The sequence below is a fragment of the Caballeronia sp. HLA56 genome (assembly GCF_054655155.1).
The window spans coordinates 1,900,487-1,919,735 of record NZ_BAAHOB010000005.1; the positions used below are offsets into that span (position 1 = coordinate 1,900,487).

General features: G+C 62.2%; 19 protein-coding genes. 8 read left to right on the forward strand and 11 right to left on the reverse strand.

Translation table 11 applies throughout. The features are described 5' to 3' along the window. Positions 1-14: 14 nt before the first annotated feature. Positions 15-1,796 carry a glyoxylate carboligase gene (gcl, locus tag ACYQ47_RS28480; protein WP_244825227.1) on the reverse strand — a complete coding sequence of 594 codons (1,782 nt, stop codon included), beginning with the start codon at positions 1,794-1,796 and terminating at the stop codon, positions 15-17. Positions 1,797-1,958: 162 nt separating this feature from the next. Between gcl and ACYQ47_RS28485 the strand changes: the two genes are divergently transcribed. The 8 genes from ACYQ47_RS28485 (at position 1,959) to ACYQ47_RS28520 (ending at position 8,032) form a co-directional block, all read left to right on the forward strand. Continuing rightward, the gene (locus tag ACYQ47_RS28485) at positions 1,959-2,912 is read left to right on the forward strand and encodes a LysR family transcriptional regulator (protein WP_244825225.1); all 954 of its coding nucleotides are present in this window, start codon (positions 1,959-1,961) and stop codon (positions 2,910-2,912) included. A 244-nt stretch (positions 2,913-3,156) separates the two neighbouring features. Beyond that, positions 3,157-3,528 carry a 30S ribosomal protein S6 gene (gene rpsF, locus ACYQ47_RS28490; protein WP_061117413.1) on the forward strand — a complete coding sequence of 124 codons (372 nt, stop codon included), beginning with the start codon at positions 3,157-3,159 and terminating at the stop codon, positions 3,526-3,528. 32 nt (positions 3,529-3,560) lie between these two features. Then, positions 3,561-3,860, forward strand: coding sequence for a primosomal replication protein N (gene priB, locus ACYQ47_RS28495; RefSeq protein WP_244825224.1), 300 nt, complete (start codon positions 3,561-3,563; stop codon positions 3,858-3,860). A 2-nt stretch (positions 3,861-3,862) separates the two neighbouring features. Beyond that, complete coding sequence (rpsR, locus tag ACYQ47_RS28500; protein WP_060857153.1) at positions 3,863-4,138, forward strand: 30S ribosomal protein S18; 276 nt, start codon at positions 3,863-3,865, stop codon at positions 4,136-4,138. 28 nt (positions 4,139-4,166) lie between these two features. Further along, positions 4,167-4,622 carry a 50S ribosomal protein L9 gene (rplI, locus tag ACYQ47_RS28505; protein WP_244825222.1) on the forward strand — a complete coding sequence of 152 codons (456 nt, stop codon included), beginning with the start codon at positions 4,167-4,169 and terminating at the stop codon, positions 4,620-4,622. A 132-nt stretch (positions 4,623-4,754) separates the two neighbouring features. After that, a complete protein-coding gene (locus ACYQ47_RS28510; protein ID WP_244825221.1) occupies positions 4,755-6,140 on the forward strand; it encodes a replicative DNA helicase in 1,386 nt (461 codons plus the stop codon). Between the two features lie 153 nt (positions 6,141-6,293). Then, a complete protein-coding gene (locus ACYQ47_RS28515; protein ID WP_244825219.1) occupies positions 6,294-6,920 on the forward strand; it encodes a DUF47 domain-containing protein in 627 nt (208 codons plus the stop codon). A gap of 101 nt (positions 6,921-7,021) precedes the next feature. Then, positions 7,022-8,032: an inorganic phosphate transporter gene (locus ACYQ47_RS28520; protein ID WP_244825217.1), complete on the forward strand. Its 1,011-nt coding sequence runs from the start codon at positions 7,022-7,024 to the stop codon at positions 8,030-8,032. An 82-nt stretch (positions 8,033-8,114) separates the two neighbouring features. Here ACYQ47_RS28520 and ACYQ47_RS28525 read toward each other — a convergent pair whose 3' ends face one another. The 10 genes from ACYQ47_RS28525 to ACYQ47_RS28570 all read right to left on the reverse strand — a co-directional run bounded on the left by ACYQ47_RS28525 (position 8,115) and on the right by ACYQ47_RS28570 (position 19,234). After that, positions 8,115-8,921, reverse strand: a complete 807-nt coding sequence (locus ACYQ47_RS28525; protein ID WP_244825216.1) for an SDR family oxidoreductase — start codon at positions 8,919-8,921, stop codon at positions 8,115-8,117. 306 nt (positions 8,922-9,227) lie between these two features. Further along, complete coding sequence (locus ACYQ47_RS28530) at positions 9,228-10,592, reverse strand: C40 family peptidase (protein WP_459908049.1); 1,365 nt, start codon at positions 10,590-10,592, stop codon at positions 9,228-9,230. A gap of 193 nt (positions 10,593-10,785) precedes the next feature. Next, positions 10,786-12,669, reverse strand: coding sequence for a PhoH family protein (locus ACYQ47_RS28535; protein ID WP_459908051.1), 1,884 nt, complete (start codon positions 12,667-12,669; stop codon positions 10,786-10,788). 413 nt (positions 12,670-13,082) lie between these two features. After that, positions 13,083-13,544, reverse strand: coding sequence for a peroxiredoxin (locus ACYQ47_RS28540; protein WP_244825211.1), 462 nt, complete (start codon positions 13,542-13,544; stop codon positions 13,083-13,085). Between the two features lie 95 nt (positions 13,545-13,639). Continuing rightward, positions 13,640-14,536 carry a polysaccharide deacetylase family protein gene (locus ACYQ47_RS28545; protein WP_250492352.1) on the reverse strand — a complete coding sequence of 299 codons (897 nt, stop codon included), beginning with the start codon at positions 14,534-14,536 and terminating at the stop codon, positions 13,640-13,642. Between the two features lie 10 nt (positions 14,537-14,546). Beyond that, a complete protein-coding gene (locus tag ACYQ47_RS28550; RefSeq protein ID WP_244825208.1) occupies positions 14,547-15,593 on the reverse strand; it encodes a bifunctional UDP-4-keto-pentose/UDP-xylose synthase in 1,047 nt (348 codons plus the stop codon). Beyond that, the gene (locus ACYQ47_RS28555; protein WP_459908055.1) at positions 15,590-16,576 is read right to left on the reverse strand and encodes a formyltransferase; all 987 of its coding nucleotides are present in this window, start codon (positions 16,574-16,576) and stop codon (positions 15,590-15,592) included. Before ACYQ47_RS28555 ends, ACYQ47_RS28550 begins: the two co-directional genes overlap by 4 nt. After that, positions 16,573-17,607: a glycosyltransferase gene (locus tag ACYQ47_RS28560; protein ID WP_244825206.1), complete on the reverse strand. Its 1,035-nt coding sequence runs from the start codon at positions 17,605-17,607 to the stop codon at positions 16,573-16,575. The genes ACYQ47_RS28555 and ACYQ47_RS28560 overlap by 4 nt, the downstream gene beginning before the upstream one ends. 19 nt (positions 17,608-17,626) lie before the next feature. Further along, entirely contained in the window at positions 17,627-18,787 is a 1,161-nt protein-coding gene (locus ACYQ47_RS28565; protein WP_309963677.1) for a DegT/DnrJ/EryC1/StrS family aminotransferase, read from the reverse strand. Positions 18,788-18,862: 75 nt separating this feature from the next. Then, the gene (locus ACYQ47_RS28570) at positions 18,863-19,234 is read right to left on the reverse strand and encodes an SMR family transporter (protein ID WP_244825204.1); all 372 of its coding nucleotides are present in this window, start codon (positions 19,232-19,234) and stop codon (positions 18,863-18,865) included. Between the last annotated feature and the right edge of the window lie 15 nt (positions 19,235-19,249).

Here is a 19,249-nt window from a genome sequence, read left to right on the forward strand (position 1 = left end):
CAGTTCTAGGACGCTCAGTCGAGCGGCGTCACGGTCACGGCGGTCGGCGCATCGGCGCGCGTTTCGGCGAGCTCTTCGAACTCGTTGATCGCGTCGATCTCGGTGCCCATCGCGATGTTGGTCACGCGTTCGAGAATCATCTCGACCACGACCGGCACCTGATGTTGCGCCGCGAGCGCCTGCGCCTGTTTCAACGCCGGCGCGATGTCTTCGGGCTTGTGCACGCGCAGCGCCTTGCAGCCGAGACCCTCGGCGACCGCGACGTGATCCACGCCGTATCCTTCGAGCTCCGGCGCGTTGATGTTGTCGAACGCGAGCTGCACGCAGTAGTCCATGTCGAAGCCGCGCTGCGCCTGACGAATCAGACCGAGATACGAGTTGTTCACGACCACGTGCACGTAAGGCAGCTTGAACTGCGCGCCCACGGCGAGTTCCTCGATCATGAACTGGAAGTCGTAGTCGCCCGAGAGCGCGACGATCTTGCGTTGCGGGTCCGCGGCACGCACGCCGAGCGCGGCGGGAATCGTCCAGCCGAGCGGGCCGGCCTGGCCGCAGTTGATCCAGTTACGCGCCTTGAACACGTGCAGGAATTGCGCGCCCGCGATCTGCGAAAGACCGATCGTCGAGACGAAGCAGGTGTCGCGATCGAACGCGAGATTCATCTCTTCGTAGACGCGCTGCGGCTTCATCGGCACGTTGTCGAAGTGGGTCTTGCGCAGCATCGTGCTCTTGCGTTGCTGGCAGTCCTTGACCCATTGCGAACGGTCCGCAAGCTTGCCCGCGGCCTTCCATTCCTTCGCCACTTCGACGAAGAGTTCGAGCGCGAACTTCGCATCCGACACGATGCCGAGGTCCGGTCCGAACACGCGGCCGATCTGCGTCGGCTCGATATCCACGTGCACGAACTTACGGCCCTTGGTGTAGACCTCGACGCTGCCCGTATGGCGATTCGCCCAGCGATTGCCGATGCCAAGCACGAAGTCCGACGCGAGCATGGTCGCGTTGCCGTAGCGGTGCGACGTCTGCAGACCGCACATGCCTGCCATCAGCGGATGATCGTCGGGAATCGCGCCCCACGACATCAAAGTCGGGATCACTGGCACGCCGAGCGTTTCGGCGAACTCGACGAGCAGATCTTCCGCCGCTGCGTTCAGCACGCCGCCGCCGGAAACGATCAAGGGCTTCTCGGCGTCGTTGAGCATCGAGAGCGCTTTTTCGACTTGAGCGCGCGTGGCTTTCGGCTTGTAGATCGGCAGCGGCTCGTAGGTGTCGATATCGAACTCGATCTCGGCGAGCTGCACGTCGATCGGCAAGTCGACCAGCACCGGACCCGGACGGCCCGAGCGCATCAGATGGAACGCCTGCTGAAACACGCGCGGCACGAGCGCCGGTTCGCGCACGGTGACGGCCCACTTGGTGACGGGCTTGGCGATCGATTCGATATCGACGGCCTGGAAGTCTTCCTTGTACAGACGCGCACGTGGCGCCTGGCCCGTGATCGCGAGAATGGGGATCGAATCCGCCTGAGCCGAGTAGAGGCCCGTGATCATGTCCGTGCCCGCCGGCCCCGACGTACCGATACAAACGCCGATATTGCCGGGAGCCGCGCGCGTATAACCTTCGGCCATGTGCGAGGCGCCCTCGACGTGGCGCGCCAGCACGTGGCTGATGCTGCCGGCTTTTCTGAGCGCCGAGTAAAACGGGTTGATGGCGGCGCCGGGCACACCGAACGCGGTGTCGATGCCTTCCTTCTCCAGCACGAGGACGGCTGCGTCGACGGCTCTCATCTTGGGCATGGTTGTCTCCTTCCAGGGGTCTCTATTCGGGGTTGCTGTCTTGGTCGTGCGCATGGCAGCAGGCTTCCGATGCACTTTAGGCGCGTGCAAAAGGTTTGATAAGATCAACCGCAGTCGTTTTTTACCAAACAAAAAGTATCGAATGAGGCCGGAGACAAAGAGATGGACCGCTTCAAGCAGATCGAAACCTTCGTGCGCGTGGCCGAAGCCGGCAGTCTCGCGGCGGCGGCACTGGAGGAGGGCGTGTCGCCGGTGATCCTGGGCCGCCGCATCGACGCGCTCGAAAAGCGCCTAGGCGTCAAACTGATGTATCGCTCGACGCGCAGGCTCGTCGTGAGCGAAGAGGGCGCGGCGTTTCTCGACCGCTGCAAGAATCTGCTCGCGGAGTGGGATCAGGCCGAGAACGAACTCGCGGCCGGCCGGCGCGCGGTGGGCGGGCATCTGATCGTGTCGGCGCCGGCGGCGTTTGGGCGCATGCATGTCGCGCCGCACGCGCCGCTTTTCCTCGTCGACAAACCGGAATTGCAGATGTCGTTCAATCTGACCGACCGCGTCGTCGATCTGGTGCGCGAAGGTTATGACTTGTCGATCCGCATCGGCGGAGCGGTGGACCCGAACTTCGTCGCCGTGAAGCTCGCGAGCAACCGCCGCGTGGTTTGCGGCACGCCCGCGTATTTCAGGAAGCACGGCCGGCCGAAGACGCTCGAAGACTTGCCGAATCACAACTGTCTTGCGTTCAATTTGCAAGGCGGACAGAACCGCGGCTGGTACTTTCGCCGTAACGGCAAGCTCGTGACGGTGCGCGTGACCGGCAATCTCGACTGCAACGACGGCGAGTTGCTGCATCGCTGGGCGTCGGAGGGGCTCGGGCTCGGCTGGCGTTCGACCTGGGAGATTCAGCGTCAGTTGGCGTCGGGCGAACTCGAAACCGTGCTGGACGACTTCGAGTTGCCCGACTACGACATCCTCGCGGTTTATCCGCAGCAGCGCTACGTTCCGGCGCGCGTGCGCTACTTTATTGATTATTTGAAGGAAATTTACGCGCAGGACGGTTATTGGAGCCGTCCGCTCGCGCTTCCCGGCGAACCATTGCCCGCCGGAACGCACGCAGCTTGAGCGTCGCTCGCGCGGCTTTGTGCGGCTCGTGCGGCTCTGTGCGGCTTTGTGCGACTTTGTGCGACTCGTGCGGCTTTGTGCGGCCACGTCGTAACTGCTTGAAATCATGGCCAAAGTTTTTCGGAAACCGCCGATTTGGCTTGCCTTGGGGAAGGCATCGCGTTATAGTCTTGGGCTTCTCACTTGCCGCACCGGTCCGACGCCCGGGTGGCTTTAATCCAAAAGTTCAGTACAAGGAGTGAATATGCGTCATTACGAAATCGTATTTATCGTGCATCCCGATCAGAGCGAGCAAGTGCCCGCCATGATCGAGCGCTACAAGAGCACGATCACCTCGCACGGTGGCCAGATCCACCGTATCGAAGACTGGGGCCGTCGCCAACTGGCCTACATGATCGAGAAACTCGCGAAGGCTCACTACGTCTGCATGAACATCGAATGCGATCAAGCTACGCTCGAAGAACTCGAGCACGCATTCAAGTTCAATGACGCCGTTTTGCGTCACCTCATCGTCAAGATGAAGAAGGCCGAAACCGGCCCGTCGCCGATGATGAAGGAAGTGCAGCGCGAAGAAGCCAAGAAGGCGGCCTCGCAGCCGTCCGAAGCGCAGGCTTAAGGCGAAGATTTTCGTCAGCCACCAGAAATTAAGTGAACAGGCTGCAACTGACAGCAAGCGTCGTGGAACGCGAACCGGTGCGATACACGCCCGCCGGCGTACCAATCGCAAGCTGCACGTTGCATCACCGAACGGAAGTCGTCGAAGCGGGCATTGCCCGTCAAGTCGAACTGACAATGCCGGCCGTAGCCGCCGGCGAGGTGAGCGGCAGACTGGAAAGCTGTCAGATGGGCGTGGAAACACGCTTCACCGGCTTTCTGGCTAAAAAAAGCCGCAACGCACGAACCCTGGTGTTTCACATCACAGAATTGCAGGACATTGGAAAGGACTGAACATGCCCCGCCCGACTGGTAAGAAATTCGACAAGCGTCGTCAGCAACAAAACCCGCTCTTCAAGCGCAAGAAGTTCTGCCGTTTCACGGCAGCCGGTGTCGAGTACATCGACTACAAAGACACGGAAACGCTGAAGGACTTCGTCGGCGAAAACGGCAAGATCACGCCGGCTCGTCTGACGGGCACGAAGGCGCACTATCAGCGCCAGCTCGACACGGCAATCAAGCGCGCGCGTTTCCTCGCGCTCCTGCCGTACACCGACCTGCACAAGGCCTAATCAGACGACGCATAAGGAACAAGCCAAAATGCAAATCATTCTTTTGGAAAAAGTCGTCAACCTGGGCAACCTGGGCGACATCGTCAAGGTCAAGGACGGCTACGCACGTAACTTCCTGATCCCCGGCAAGAAGGCTCGCCGCGCAACGAAAGACGCAATCGCCGAATTCGAAGTGCGCCGCGCCGATCTCGAAAAGGTTGCCGCTGAAAAGCTGGCTTCCGCGCAAAAGCAAGGCGAAAAGCTGAACGGCTTCACGGTTCAGATCTCGCAGAAGGCAGGTGTGGACGGCCGTCTGTTCGGCTCGGTCACGAACGCCGACATCGCCGAAGCACTGAAGGCTCAAGGCTTCGCAGAAGTGGAAAAGGCGCAAGTGCGTCTGCCGCAAGGCCCGCTGAAGCTGGTGGGCGACCACGCTGTTCAAGTGGCGCTGCATACGGACGTGCTGGTCGACGTCACGGTGTCGGTGCTGGGCGAGCACGCCTAAGGTTGCTGCGGACCGCTGGTAAGGCTTCACGCCCAGCCAGCCGAGTCCGGCAGAAAAGAAGGGCAGGAACCGTTTCAGGTTCCTGCCTTTTTTATTGTCCGCTTGCGTCTATTTCATCGATAATTCCACCCCATGAACGCTCCGTCCAAAGACCCGCAACTCGACGCGCTGAAGGTTCCGCCGCACTCGATCGAAGCCGAGCAATCGGTGATCGGCGGTTTGCTGCTGGACAACGCGGCGTGGGACCGAATCGCCGACGTGATGTCGCAAGGCGATTTTTATCGCTATGACCATCGGATCATCTACGAGCACATTGGCAAGCTGATCTCGACCACGCGGCCCGCCGACGTCATTACCGTCTACGAAGCGCTCAACATGGCCGGCAAGGCCGAGGAAGTGGGCGGGCTCGCGTATCTGAATGCGCTTGCTCAGAACACGCCTAGCGCAGCGAACATTCGCCGTTACGCGGAAATCGTGCGCGATCGCGCGGTGCTGCGCCGCCTGGTCTCCGTCGCCGATGAAATTTCCGCCGATGCCTTTAATCCGCAAGGCAAGGAAGTGCGCCAGATTCTGGACGAGGCGGAATCGCGTGTGTTTTCCATCGCCGAGGACGGGGCGCGCGGCACGCAGGGCTTTCTGGAAATCGGACCGCTGCTTACGCAAGTTGTCGAGCGCATCGACACGCTTTACCACACGGCCAATCCGAGCGATGTCACGGGCACACCCACCGGCTTCGTCGACCTCGACCGCATGACGTCGGGCATGCACGGCGGCGAATTGATCATCGTGGCGGGACGTCCGTCGATGGGTAAGACGGCGTTCTCGATGAACATCGGCGAATACGTGGCGGTGGAGTATGGTTTGCCCGTCGCCGTTTTCTCAATGGAAATGCCAGGCACGCAACTGACCATGCGTATGCTCGGCTCGGTCGGCCGGCTGGATCAACACAGAATGCGTACCGGCCGCCTCACCGACGAAGACTGGCCGAAGCTCACGCACGCGGTCCAGAAAATGAGCGAGGCGCAGCTTTTCATCGATGAAACGGGCGGCCTGAACCCCATGGAACTGCGCTCTCGCGCGCGGCGCTTGTCGCGGCAGTGCGGCAAGCTCGGGCTCATCATCGTCGATTATTTGCAGCTGATGTCCGGCTCCGGCGGCGGCGAAAACCGCGCGACCGAAATCTCGGAAATCTCGCGCTCGCTCAAGGGGCTCGCGAAAGAACTCGACGTGCCAGTGATCGCGCTTTCGCAGTTGAATCGCGGTCTGGAACAGCGCCCCAACAAGCGTCCGATCATGTCGGATTTGCGGGAATCCGGCGCTATCGAGCAGGACGCGGACGTGATTCTCTTCATCTACCGCGACGAAGTTTATAACCCCGACAGCCCGGACAAGGGCACGGCGGAAATCATCATCGGCAAGCAGCGTAATGGTCCGATCGGGCCCGTGCGGCTGACTTTCCACGGCCAATACACGAAGTTCGACAATTTCGCCGGCGCGCAGAGTTTTTACGGCGAATAACGCCCGAAGCCGCGCGCATCCCTTCTGCTCGATGTCAAGACTTCGTGTTGACACGCGCCGCGCGGCGCTTCGCGCGCGGTGCGTGGGCTGCCGGGCAAAGGTACAATATGTCGGTTTGATGTCTGTCTCATTGACCCATTTTTCGGGATTTTCATGTTCGGTCGTTTCATGCCCACCGAGGGCAAATTCTTCGAGATTTTCAATGCGCACGCGAAATGCATCATCGATGCAAGCCGCGAGCTCGAATTGCTGATCGATAACCTCGACGAAGCCGAGGTCCACAAGCAGAACGTCCAGACGGCCGAAAAGCGCGCCGACAAGCTCACGCACGAAACCATCGATCTGCTGCACAAGACTTTCATCACGCCGCTCGATCGCGACGAAATCCACAAGCTCATCACGACGATGGACGACATCCTCGACTTGATGGAGGACGTCGCCACGGCCATTTCGCTCTACGACGTACGCGCGGTGACTTCCGAGGCGAGCCAGCTCGCGCACATCTGCACGGCGACATGCCTGCGTGTGCAGAAGGCTGTGGAATTGCTCGCGGACATGAAGCGCGCGAGCGAAATCCTGAAGATCTGCGAAGAAATCGACCGCCTGGAATCCGACGCCGACCGCGTCTTGCGCTCCGCCATGTCGAAACTTTTCCGCGAGGAAGACGACGTCAAGACGCTGATCAAGCTGAAGGCCATCTACGAGTTGCTGGAGACGATCACCGACAAGTGCGAAGACGTCGCGAACATCATCGAAGGCATCGTTCTGGAAAACGCCTGACCACGCCGGCCATGCCCGCCAGCGCGTGATCAAAGCTCCGTGCGGCGGGTCAAGAGGACAAAACCGGCGCTTTTCACAGCTGGTCAAAACAAAAGCAACCGATGCATTCGATTCAACTCGCCATCTGGGCAGTCGCCTTGCTCGTCATAGTCGCGCTCGCGTTCGACTTCATGAACGGCTTTCACGACGCGGCCAACTCCATCGCCACGGTGGTCTCCACCGGCGTGCTCAAGCCGCAACAAGCGGTCGCTTTCGCGGCGGCGTTCAACGTCATCGCGTATTTCATCTTCCACCTGAAGGTCGCGGCGACCGTCGGCAAGGGAACGATCGATCCCGATATCGTCGATCACTACGTGATCTTCGGCGCGCTCGTCGGCGCGATCGGCTGGAATATCGTCACATGGCACTACGGCATTCCGTCTAGCTCGTCGCACGCGCTGATCGGCGGACTCGTCGGTGCCGCCCTCGCCAAGTCGGGCTGGGGATCGCTCAACATGGACGGTCTCCTGAAGACTGTCGCGTTCATTTTCATTTCGCCGCTGCTCGGCTTCGTGCTCGGCTCGTTTTTCATGCTGCTCGTGTCGTGGCTGTATTTCCGCACGCCGCCATCGAAGGTAGATAGGCGCTTCCGGCGCTTGCAGCTCATTTCCGCCGGGCTCTATTCGCTCGGCCACGGTGGGAATGACGCGCAGAAGACCATCGGCATCATCTGGATGCTGCTGATCGCGACTGGCTACGCTTCTTCCGCGGCAGATGCGCCGCCTATCTGGGTTATCGGTTTGTGTTACCTGTCGATGGGTCTTGGCACTTTGTTCGGCGGCTGGCGCATCGTGCGCACCATGGGTCAGAAGATCACCAAGCTCAAGCCTGTCGGTGGTTTTTGCGCGGAAACGGGCGGGGCGATCACGCTCTTCGTCGCATCGTTCCTCGGCATTCCGGTGTCCACCACGCATACGATCACGGGCGCCATCGTCGGTGTGGGCGCGACGCAGAAATTCAGCGCGGTGCGCTGGGGCGTCGCGGGAAATATCGTGTGGGCGTGGATCTTGACTATTCCGGCATCCGCGGTGCTCGCGGCGGTCGGTTGGTGGATCGGTCACCGTATCTTGTAGTCGGTTTCTTCAGCGGCCCCGTTCACGACGGGGCCGTTTTGCATCTGTCGCAAATCGATTGCCGCGCTCGGCGGCGTCGCTCTCAGATGATCGGCGACGACACTCCGTCCATCGGAATGATTGCGCCCGATACATAACTCGCGCGACGGCTCGCCAGGAACAGCGCGACGTCGGCGATTTCCTCGGGTTTCGCGTAGCGGCCAAGCGGCACCTTCGACTGGCTCTCGGCGAGCACGGCGTCGCGTGTCGTGCCTTGCCGTTCGGCTTCGAGCGCGAGGGCTTCCTCGACGCGTTCGGTGAGCGTCGATCCCGGATTGATCGCGTTGATGCGAATGCCGAGCTTGGCATAGTGATGCGCAAGGCCGACGGTATTGAGCATGAGCGCCGCATTGGCCGCGCCGCCCGCAATATGAATGTCCGACGCGATTTTGCCGCCCATGCCGACAATATTCACGATCGCGCCCGGCTCGATGTTCGGATCGCCGCGCAAGCGTTCGGCCATGCGCTTTAGCACCACTTGCTGCGGATAGACGTAGGAGAAGTATTTCGCGTCCATCGCGGCTTTATACGCGGCAGCGTCAAGCGTGTCGGGATCGTAGCGGCGCGCGGCGCCGGCGCTGTTGATCAGGATGTCGATGGGGCCGAGCGCGGCGCTCGCTTCCTCGACGACATCTTCGGCGCTGTGCGCTTCGTGCAGATCGGCGCGGGCGAGATGCACGTGATGACCTTCTTTCGCGAGTTGTTCGCGGGCGCGCGCGAGGTTGGCGGCATCGCGCGAGACGATCGCGACTTTTGCGCCTTCGCTTGCAAAGGCTTTTGCGCATGCAAAACCGATTCCCTTGCTGCCGCCCGTGATCAGGACGACTTTCCCGGCAAGACCCAAGTCCATGGTGATTGGCTCCTTCTGATTGCGCCGCCTGTCGCGGCGGGATCTAGTCACGATAGCAGAGAGGGGCGAGGACTGTGGACGACGATGGGGTTGCGTTTCGCTCGGTTCGATATGTATCGGATGCGCTTAAGCCGCGCGCGGCGGTGCCGAAACCGAAGGGCTATTTCTATCCATGAAGCCTAAATCCGGCGATATAGGGCAACGCGGACAGAACAAAACGGCAGACGCGAACAGCGCGACGAAGAGATTCCGGCCTCAAAGTCGGTGTTCGGGACGCGGCCGCGCGCCGTGAATCTCGTGTGAGTCTCAGTTGCTGCCGGTGGCGAAGCGCGCGATGGGATCGTCAGCTTGGTTCGAACGCGGCGCGGTAAGCGAGCCGGTCGATGCGCGGATGACGTGCGCGGGCGGATCGGCGGGATCGCTCGTTGCCTGCGCCGCGCGCGCTTGCTTGCGTGCGGCGTTCGATGTCGGCGGCGGCGGTTCGAAGGCGTCGGCGGCGGCTTGGATGGGATCGGGGGAAGCGTTTGCCGAGCCTGCCACCGCGGATGGCGCGATTGCACCGGCAAGGCGGGCTTGGCGTTGCGCGGCGCTCAAGGCGGGCGGCGGAGGTTCGAAGGCGTCGGCGCTGGATCGTGCGGTATCGGTGGTTGCACCTGCCGCAAGCGCTTGACGCTGCGCCGCGCTCAAAGTAGGTGGCGGCGGCTCGAAGGCATCGGTACTGGATTGTCCAGTACCGGTTGCCGCGCGTGCCTGTCGCTGCCCTGCGGTCAAGGTCGATGGGAGCGGCTCGGAAACATCGGCATTCGATCGCGCGGAACTGGCCGTCGCGCCGGCCGCAAGCGCCTGCCGCTGCGCTGCACTCAACCTGGATGGCGGCGGCTCGAACGCATCGGCGTTGGATCGTGCGGCATTGGTCACCGTGCTTCGCCGTTCCCCCGCATTCAATGCCGATACAGGCGGTTGATATGCCTCGTTACTCGTCCCCGCCGCGCTTTCCCTAGCATATGAATCGGCAGGCGTCGAAGATAACCGTCCATTAGCCGAAGCCTGAGCGCTCGCGCCTGCCGCCGTCGGCACGTCAGACCCAGCAGGCGACGCCAAGTACGTCGGCGCATCGAAAGGCGCGGGCCCGCTCTTCGGCGGCGCAACGCGCCTGATTCCGTCGAAACGCTTTGCCCAATAAGGATTGGTCAAATAATCGAGCCGGACCGTCCCGCCCGTCGATGGCGCATTCACGAACCGCAACTTGCCGACATAAATCCCGACATGCGAATGCGCCCGCCCCGTCGTGTTGAAGAAAATCAGATCGCCGGGCGCAACGCCGTCCGGCTCGATCGATTCCCCGCGCCCGCTCATCTCGGCGGTCGTTCGCGGCAGATTCACCGACGCCGCGCGATCCACCACGTAGCGTACGAGTCCGCTGCAATCGAAGCCCGCTTCCGGCGTATTCCCACCCCATCGATACGGCACACCCACGAGCGCCATCGCCTGAATCGAGATTTCCTCGCGCCCGACGCTATGGTCGACGAAAGTCGGGAAACCAGGAGGCGGCTTGTACGTGCGATTCGCGGCTGTCGACGATGCCGCCGGCTTGCGCGCGCTCTCCTGCGGCACGCTTCCACACGCGGCGAGCAGAACGGAGACAAGAAGCGGCAGCCAGATTCGACGCATTGCAGACGGCGAGCAGCATCTCGCCAAAAGAGGGCAGTCTGTCGATACTAGACCGCCGAACGGACGTGCGGCAAGTTTTCCTGAGACATCACATGAAGTTTGCGTCGTAAGTGTTGCAGTGGCGAAACGATCGGACGAATAGAAACGGCCCGGCGAATCGCTTCACCGGGCCGTTTCGTCAAGTCAAAAGCGCTTACAAAATATCCGACGCGTAATCCGCCAGACGCGAGCGCTCGCCGCGCGCAAGCGTCACATGGCCGCTATGCGTCCATCCCTTGAAGCGATCCACCACGTACGTCAGGCCGGAACTGCCTTCAGTCAGATAAGGCGTGTCGATCTGCGCGATATTGCCCAGGCAAATGATCTTCGTGCCCGGACCCGCGCGCGTGACGAGCGTCTTCATCTGCTTGGGCGTGAGATTCTGCGCCTCGTCGATGATCACGTACTTATCCACGAACGTCCGGCCGCGCATGAAGTTCATGCTCTTCACCTTGAGACGCGAGCGAATCAGTTCTTGCGTCGCCGCGCGGCCCCATTCGCCGGCGGCATCGTCGGTTTTCTGCAGGACTTCGAGGTTGTCGTCGAATGCGCCCATCCACGGCTGCATCTTCTCTTCCTCGGTGCCCGGCAAAAAGCCGATGTCCTCGCCCACCGGCACGGTCGCGCGCGTCACGATGATCTCGTTGTAGCGCTTGTCGTCGAGCACTTGCGCCAAGCCGGCGGCAAGCGCCATGAGCGTCTTGCCGGTGCCGGCCTGACCGAGCAGGGTGACGAAATCGACCTCCGGGTTCATCAGCAAGTTGAGCGCGAAGTTCTGCTCGCGATTGCGCGCCGTGATGCCCCACACGTTGTTCTTGTGATGGCCGTAGTCACGCAGCGTCTGCAAGAGCGCCGTCTTGCCGTTCAACTCGCGCACCACCGCATGGAACGACGGCTCGCCGTTCTGCGGCTCCAGATAGACGAACTCGTTGACGAGCATCGACGAACACAGCGGACCGGTCACGCGGTAATACGTGGTGCCGGTTTTCGTGTCCTGCCAGCTCTCCATGCCCTTGGCGTGCTTGGTCCAGAAGTCCTGCGGCAGCGCGCGTACGCCCGAATAGAGCAGGTCCTTGTCTTCGAGAACCTGATCGTTGAAGTAGTCTTCGGCGGGCAGGCCGAGCGCATGCGCCTTGATACGCATGTTGATGTCTTTCGACACCAGCACGACCTGCCGGTCCGGGCGCTCTTTCTGCAACGCGCGCACGACGCCGAGAATCTGGTTGTCCGCCTTGCCGACAGGCAAGCCTTCGACCGGTTCGATATCGGTGAGCGTCGTCTGGAAGTAGAGCCGTCCGAGCGCGTCGCGATTACCCTGCGCGGCGAGCGGCAGCCCCGCCGACATCTCGCCCGCGTGCGCGACGAGCGCGTCGAGCGTGCGACTCACCTGACGCGCATTGCGCGCGACTTCCGACATGCCCTTCTTGTGATTGTCGAGTTCTTCGAGCGTCATCATCGGCAGATAGACGTCGTGCTCCTCGAAGCGGAAGAGCGAGCTCGGATCGTGCATCAGCACGTTGGTATCGAGCACGAAAAGCTTGTGCAATTCGGCTTCCTGCACGCCGCGCTGACGGCGTTTGTTCTGCGCGGCCGGCTCTTTCGCGGCGCGCGCGGCGGTCGTGGCCGCGGGCGCGACGGGTGCATCCGCGCGGCCGGTACGGGCTTCGCGCGCGGCGGGTTCGACAGGCGTTGCGGGCGCGGCTTCATCGGCTGCCTGACGCGCGTTCGGCGTCGGTTGCAGGAGCGCGGCGGTCTGTTTGGTGCGGCGTGCGCGCGTGGCGGGTGCGGGCGCGGCGGCCATGACGGCTTCGCTCGGCGCTTCGAGCGGAATCTGGGTCAGCACCTCGCTCGCGATGGAACGCAGCGTATGCGCGGCATTCGCCGCGGGACGCTCGGCGGCGACGGTCTGGACCGCGCCGTTTTCCTCGTCGCCGGATGACGACGTCTGTTTCTTCTGCTTCGACGGCCGGGCTTTGGCTTTGTATTCCTCAGCCGGGAGGAGATGGCCGAGCTTGGCCGGGGCGGTAGGCAAAGGCATGGTGTTCCCTCGAAAGGAATCGGGTCGTATATTGCGCGCCGCCTGTCGCATTCTGCTCGTTCGCCCTCGCAGCGAATCGTGGTTCGCAGTCTGCGTCCGGCGGCGCGCTTCGTTTGTCGAAAACGCCGGTTCGCCTAAGTTTCGATCTGCTCCTTGAGTGTGCGTCCACTGGTGTCGTGCGAAGGTCCGGAAAACCTCGTGGCCGACTGTGGCATTCGCGCGACGCCAATAAAAAAGCCGCCGTCCCGACTACCGGAACCAGCGGCTGACTTCGAGTCTGGTGCGCTGTACCGCCGTAGATGCCTCGCATAGCCCGGGCTCCTGCCGATTGCGCCTAAAGGCGTACGGCAGCTTTCGCTCGGTAGAAGGTCATGGGGTGGACAGGCGCTCATTGCGGACCAATATAGCGCGCCTCAAATTGCTTGTACAGCCTCGACGATGGCCTCGACGTGCCCCGGCACCTTGATGCCTCGAAACTCGCGGCGCAGCACGCCTTTTGCATCGAGCAGAAACGTGGAACGCTCGACGCCGCGCACTTCCTTGCCATACATCTTCTTCATTTTGATGACATCGAAAAGCGAGCAGATGGCTTCGTCGGCGTCCGATACCAGCGTGTACGGCAGCTCCAGTTTGGCCTTGAAGTTGTCGTGAGATCTCACGCTGTCGCGCGAGATGCCAACCACTTCCGCGCCAGCGGCCTGGAATTGATCGTAGTGGTCGCGAAATTGCAGGCTTTCCGTCGTGCAGCCGGGCGTGTTGTCCTTGGGATAAAAGAACAGCACGACTTTCTTGCCGCGCAGGTTCGAGAGCGTGAACTCGCCGCCGGTGGCGGGTGCGGTGAAGTCGGGAACGGGCTGATCGACTGCGACTGACACGAAGTTTCTCCTTTGTCGGCCAGGGTCGGGCGCGTAGCCCAACCTTGGCCAGATGTTGTTTATTTGAAGCAGAGGGACTAGCAAGCAGAAGCGGATCAGCCCGGCTGAACGATCAACTCGCCGGCGCGGCCAGGGATCTCGCCCCACGTGACAGGGTACGTGGGCAGGGAAGCGCGGTCCAGCGTCGCATGATAGTCGCCCATCGTGGCGAAGCTGTGTCCCTGCGCGCGCCAGCCCGCCAGCAGTTGCTCGAACACCGGCGCGAGCTTCTGGCCTTCGAGTTCGGCGTGCAGCGTGAAAACCTGGTCGCGCGGATTGTTCTGCGTGTGACGCAAGAGATGCGCGGCCACGTTGGTCGTGTCGACACCATCGACGCCGAGGATTTCGTCGAGGGTCGGCAGGGTGGTCGGCATCTGAATGTGATCGAGCGTGCGGCCATTGAGCACTGGAATATACGGCGTATGGCCGCGCCCGTCGGATGCGTAGCGCATACCCCAGGCGTCGATCTGTTCGAACGCGTAGCCGTTCATCTGCCAGCCCGCCGCGCCATGCGTGACGGGCGGCGCGCCGAAAATCTCGATGAAGCGCGCATGGCTTTGCTGCATCTGCGACACGGTCCACGCCTGATCGCGCGCGCGCACGTTGTCCTGCCAGTAAACGTGATCCCACGTATGGATGCCGCATTCGAACCCGGCTTCGTGGATGGCGCGCATTTCGGCCTTCGCCTCGCGGCCGATATCCGGCCCTGGCAGCAGTACGCCGTACATCAGCGTCTTCACACCGTAATGCTCGACGACAGACGTGCGCGACACCTTCTTGAGAAAGCCCGGCCGGAATACGCGGCGCAGCGCCCAGCCGGTGTGATCCGGCCCGAGGCTGAACAGAAACGTCGCGCGGGCGCTGTATTTGTCGAGCAATCTGCCGAGATTGGGCACGCCTTCGCGCGTGCCGCGCAGGGTGTCGACGTCGATCTTGAGAACGATACGGGCCACGCGCCGTTCCTTAAGACTGCTCGACGAGCGCGCGAGCTTCGCCGACGAGCGTGCGATACGCTTCGAAAATCTTGCGCAGCGCGTCGTCCATGCTCGCTTCCGGCTTCCAGTCCAGTTCCTGCATGGTGTTGTCGATCTTCGGCACGCGGTTCTGCACGTCCTGATAGCCCGCGCCGTAGTACGCGCCCGACGAAGTCTCGACGAGCTGCACCTTCTTCGCGGTCTCCGCGTACTCGGGATACTCGGCGGCGAGCGCGAGCATCTTGTGCGCGAGTTCGCGCACCGAGAAGTTGTTGACCGGATTGCCGATGTTGTAGATCTTGCCCGACGCCATGCCGTCCTTGTTTTCGATGATCTTCATCAGCGCGCCGATGCCGTCGTCGATATCCGTGAACGCACGCTTTTGCGCGCCGCCATCGACGAGGCTGATGTTCTCGCCGCGCACGATGTGTCCCAGGAACTGCGTGACCACGCGCGACGAACCTTCCTTCGCGGTGTAGATGGAGTCGAGGCCCGGGCCGATCCAGTTGAACGGGCGGAACAGCGTGAAGTTGAGGCCTTCCATGCCGTAACCCCAGATCACGCGGTCCATCAACTGCTTCGAGCAGGCGTAGATCCAGCGCGGCTTGTTGATGGGGCCGTAGGAGAGCGTGGAGTTCTCCGGATCGAACTGCTCGTCGGCGCACATGCCGTACACCTCGGAGGTCGACGGAAACACGAGGTGCTTGCCGTACTTGACCGCCGACCGCACGATTGGCAGGTTGGCCTCGAAGTCCAGTTCGAACACGCGCAGCGGCTGCTTCACGTAGGTCGCGGGCGTGGCAATGGCGACGAGCGGCAGAATCACGTCGCACTTCTTGACGTGATACTCGACCCACTCCTTGTTGATGGTGATGTCGCCTTCGAAGAAATGCATCCGCTCGTGATTCGCGAGGTCGCCCAGGCGATCGGTTTGCATGTCCATCCCGAAGACTTCCCAGTCGGTCGTTTCGAGGATGCGCTTGGAAAGGTGATGGCCGATGAAGCCATTGACACCCAGGATGAGAACTTTTTTCATGAATGACGAGAGGATTGAATGATTCGGTCGAATTCGGCGGGTTCGACGGTGCGCTCCTCGCCCACGGGCTGCGCTTCGGCATTCAATGGCCGATGACGCAACTCGTGCACGGCGACGACGCGGCCATCGCCGCAGACGCCAAACAGCGCATTATCCGCCAGCGTCAGGCCGCAGGGCAAATCCCTGAGCGCGGCGAGCCGCTCGCGCGTAACGCCGGGCGCACCGGTTTCAGGAACGAGGCGCGCCCGCGCGACGATGAAGCGCTCGCCGCCCATGTCCGTGAACGCGCCGGGATAGGGCGGCGCCACCGCGCGAATCAGGTTGTAGACGCGTTGTGCGTTCGCCGTCCAGTCAATGCGGCCATCTTCCGGTTTGCGCCCGCCGTAGTAGCTGCCGGCGGCGAGATCGTTCGGCAGACGCGGCGCTTCGCCGGCAAGCAGGGCGGGCAGTACGCGCCAGAGCGTTTGCTCGGCGGCGACCACGGTTTTGTCGAAGACCTGAGCGGCGGTGTCATCCGGCAGGATAGGCACGGACGTCTGCGCGAGGATCGCGCCGGCGTCGGGCTTTTCGGCCATTTCGTGCAGCGTCGCGCCACTTTCGGTTTCGCCGTTGAGCACCGCCCAGTTGGTCGGCACGCGGCCGCGATATTTCGGCAACAGCGAGCCATGCATGTTGTACGCGCCGCGCCTGGCCAACGCGAGCAGCGTCACGGGCAGCATGTGCCGGTAGTAGAACGAGAAGATGAATTCCGGCGCGGCGCGGGCGACTGCGTCGTGCACGTCGGGCGCTTTGGGATCGGCGGGCGTGATCACGTCGATGCCATGTTCCGCCGCGACCTGCGCCACGCTGCCGAACCAGATGTTCTCGCTTGCGCTGTCCTCGTGCGTCACGACGAGCCGCACGTCGACGCCGCGCGCGAGCAGCACCTGCAGGCAGCGCACGCCGACATTGTGATAAGCGAATACGACGGCGCGCGGCTTCATCGGCCTTCGTCCTCGCGATCGGCGACCGCCAGATGGATCACTTGCTGGCGCGGCTGGCTGGCCGTAGGCAGGCCGTCGCGCTGCTCGAGAATGGTCTGCACGAGATAGCGCGGACGCGCGCGCACTTGCTGATAAATCCGGCCGATATATTCGCCGAGCAGGCCGAGCGCGAAAATGATCACGCCGAGCATGAAGAACGTGATGGCGAAAAGCGTGAACACGCCCTGAACTTCCGCGCCGAACATGAAGCGGCGAATCAACAGCAGCAGGAACAGGCCCGCCGATCCGACCGAAAGGATCACGCCGATGAACGACAGCCATTGCAACGGCACGACCGAAAAGCCCGTCACGAGGTCGAAGTTCAGCCGGATGAGGCTATAAAGCGAGTACTTGGATTCGCCCGCGAAGCGCTCTTCGTGCGCCACGCCCACTTCGATCGGGTTCTGCGCGAAGGTGTAGGCAAGCGCCGGAATGAACGTGTTGATTTCGCCGCAGCGGTTGATCGTGTCGATGATATGCCGGCTGTACGCGCGCAACATGCAGCCCTGATCCGTCATGCGAATCTTGGTGATGCGCTCGCGCAGACGGTTCATGGCAAGCGATGCCTTCTTGCGCCACAGGCTGTCCTGCCGTTGTTCGCGAATGGTGCCGACGTAATCGTAGCCTTCACGCATCTTTTCGACGAGCTTGGCGATTTCCTCGGGCGGATTCTGCAAGTCGGCGTCGAGCGTGACGACGATCTCGCCGCGCGATTGCTCGAAGCCCGCGAGAATCGCCATGTGCTGACCATAGTTGCCGTTGAGCAGGATCACGCGCGTGGTGTCCGGACGCACGTGGAACTGCTGCGCGAGCAGCGCGGCCGACTTGTCGCGGCTGCCGTCGTTGATGAAGATCACCTCGTACGATGCGTCGAGCGCATCGAGCGCCGGATAAAGGCGCTCAAAGAGGGCGGCGAGGCCGGCTTCCTCGTTGTAGACCGGAATGACGACCGTTACCTCGGGTGCCGTCGCCGCGAAATCCGTATGACTCATGTTGCGCTGGGTGTCCTTGTTAGGCATGCAGTCTGGCGTGCTGCGCACAGATCTCGTCGATGGAAGTGACCACGTGCGCGATGTCCTCCGCGCTCATTTGCGGGAAAAGCGGCAACGTCACGTTGGATGCGCCGAAGTGCTCCGCGTGCGGGAACATGCCTTCCTTGAAGCCGCGCTCGCGATACAGCGTGAACAGATGCAGGGCCGGATAGTGCACGCCCGTGCCGATGCCGCGCTCCTTCAGCTCGCCCATGAACTGCGCGCGCGTGAGATTCAGTTGATCGAGCGGCAGCGTGACCTGAAACATGTGCCAGTTACTGTCCGTAAAGTTGCGCGGCGGCAAGCCTAGACCGAGTTTCACGGCCGCGCCGCCGTCGAACGCATCGAAGTAAAGCTGCGCCAGTTCGCGCCGCCGTTGCGTGATGCTTTCCACCTTGCGCAGCGACCCGAGACCCACGCGCGCCGCCACATCCGTCAGGTTGTACTTGCCGCCGAGCACGTCGCAGTCCATGCCGTCGAAACCCGTGCGCGTGATGCCCTGCAGGCGATACTTCCGCGCGAGTTCGGCTTCGTCCTCGTCGTTCAAGACGAGCGCGCCGCCTTCGATCGACGTCACGTTCTTGTTCGCGTGAAAGCTGAACGAAACGAGATCGCCGAACGCGCCGATGCGCTTGCCGTTCCAGCTCGAACCGAACGCCTGCGCCGCGTCTTCGATCACGCGCAGCTTGTGGGCGCGCGCGATGGCGTAAAGCCGGTCCATATCCACCGGCAGGCCGCCCAAAAACACCGGCATGATCGCTTTCGTGCGCGGCGTGATGGCGCGTTCCAGCAAGTTCAGGTCCATGTTGCGCGTGGCCGGGTCGATATCGACCAAAACCGGCGTGGCGCCGACTTCGATGATGACGTTCGCCGTCGATACCCAAGTCATCGCCGTCGTGATGACTTCGTCGCCCGCGCCGACGCCTGCAATTCGCAGGCCGATTTCCATCGTGCAGGTGCCTGAGTTGAACGCGCGCACCGGCCTGCCGCCGACGAACGCCGACAATTCCGCCTCGAACTGCTGGTTCTGCGGGCCCGTCGTGATCCAGCCGGAACGCAGCACGTCGGCGACGCCCTGAATGGTTTCTTCATCGATGTCGGGCTTGACGAAGGGCAGGAACGGCCGCGATGTCTGAGTCATGGACTATTTGCTTAAGAAATTGGAGTTGATCTGATGTATTGGCGGCACGAGTGAATTCAACGCCGGTCGCGGCGCCTAACCGCGCGCCAGCACGACCACGCCGAGCAGAATGATGCCGATGCCGATCAGCCGCTGCAGCGAGAGCACCTCGCCGAACAAATACCACGCCGCGAAGGCGTTGACGACATAGCCGAGCGAGAGCATCGGATAGGCGATCGACACATCCACGCGCGACAGGCCGACGATCCACACGCCCACGCTCAGCACATAGCAGGCAAGGCCGCCGATGATCGGCCATTGCGTCGCGATCCTGAAACCGACCGGCAGAATGTTGCTTGCCGTGAGTTCGAAGTGCCCGACGGCGTTGACGCCCGCCTTCAGCAGCAACTGCGCGCACGCGTTCAACAATACGCCGATGAGGATACAAGCGAAGGAAATCGGATTCATTGCGGATTAGTCGCG

Coding starts and splice junctions, on each gene's coding strand:
- gcl (WP_244825227.1), bottom strand. CDS start 1,796: ATGCCCAAGATGAGAGCCGTCGACGCAGCCGTCCTCGTGCTGGAGAAG.
- ACYQ47_RS28485 (WP_244825225.1), top strand. CDS start 1,959: ATGGACCGCTTCAAGCAGATCGAAACCTTCGTGCGCGTGGCCGAAGCC.
- rpsF (WP_061117413.1), top strand. CDS start 3,157: ATGCGTCATTACGAAATCGTATTTATCGTGCATCCCGATCAGAGCGAG.
- rpsR (WP_060857153.1), top strand. CDS start 3,863: ATGCCCCGCCCGACTGGTAAGAAATTCGACAAGCGTCGTCAGCAACAA.
- rplI (WP_244825222.1), top strand. CDS start 4,167: ATGCAAATCATTCTTTTGGAAAAAGTCGTCAACCTGGGCAACCTGGGC.
- ACYQ47_RS28510 (WP_244825221.1), top strand. CDS start 4,755: ATGAACGCTCCGTCCAAAGACCCGCAACTCGACGCGCTGAAGGTTCCG.
- ACYQ47_RS28515 (WP_244825219.1), top strand. CDS start 6,294: ATGTTCGGTCGTTTCATGCCCACCGAGGGCAAATTCTTCGAGATTTTC.
- ACYQ47_RS28520 (WP_244825217.1), top strand. CDS start 7,022: ATGCATTCGATTCAACTCGCCATCTGGGCAGTCGCCTTGCTCGTCATA.
- ACYQ47_RS28525 (WP_244825216.1), bottom strand. CDS start 8,921: ATGGACTTGGGTCTTGCCGGGAAAGTCGTCCTGATCACGGGCGGCAGC.
- ACYQ47_RS28530 (WP_459908049.1), bottom strand. CDS start 10,592: ATGCGTCGAATCTGGCTGCCGCTTCTTGTCTCCGTTCTGCTCGCCGCG.
- ACYQ47_RS28535 (WP_459908051.1), bottom strand. CDS start 12,669: ATGCCTTTGCCTACCGCCCCGGCCAAGCTCGGCCATCTCCTCCCGGCT.
- ACYQ47_RS28550 (WP_244825208.1), bottom strand. CDS start 15,593: ATGAAAAAAGTTCTCATCCTGGGTGTCAATGGCTTCATCGGCCATCAC.
- ACYQ47_RS28555 (WP_459908055.1), bottom strand. CDS start 16,576: ATGAAGCCGCGCGCCGTCGTATTCGCTTATCACAATGTCGGCGTGCGC.
- ACYQ47_RS28560 (WP_244825206.1), bottom strand. CDS start 17,607: ATGAGTCATACGGATTTCGCGGCGACGGCACCCGAGGTAACGGTCGTC.
- ACYQ47_RS28565 (WP_309963677.1), bottom strand. CDS start 18,787: ATGACTCAGACATCGCGGCCGTTCCTGCCCTTCGTCAAGCCCGACATC.
- ACYQ47_RS28570 (WP_244825204.1), bottom strand. CDS start 19,234: ATGAATCCGATTTCCTTCGCTTGTATCCTCATCGGCGTATTGTTGAAC.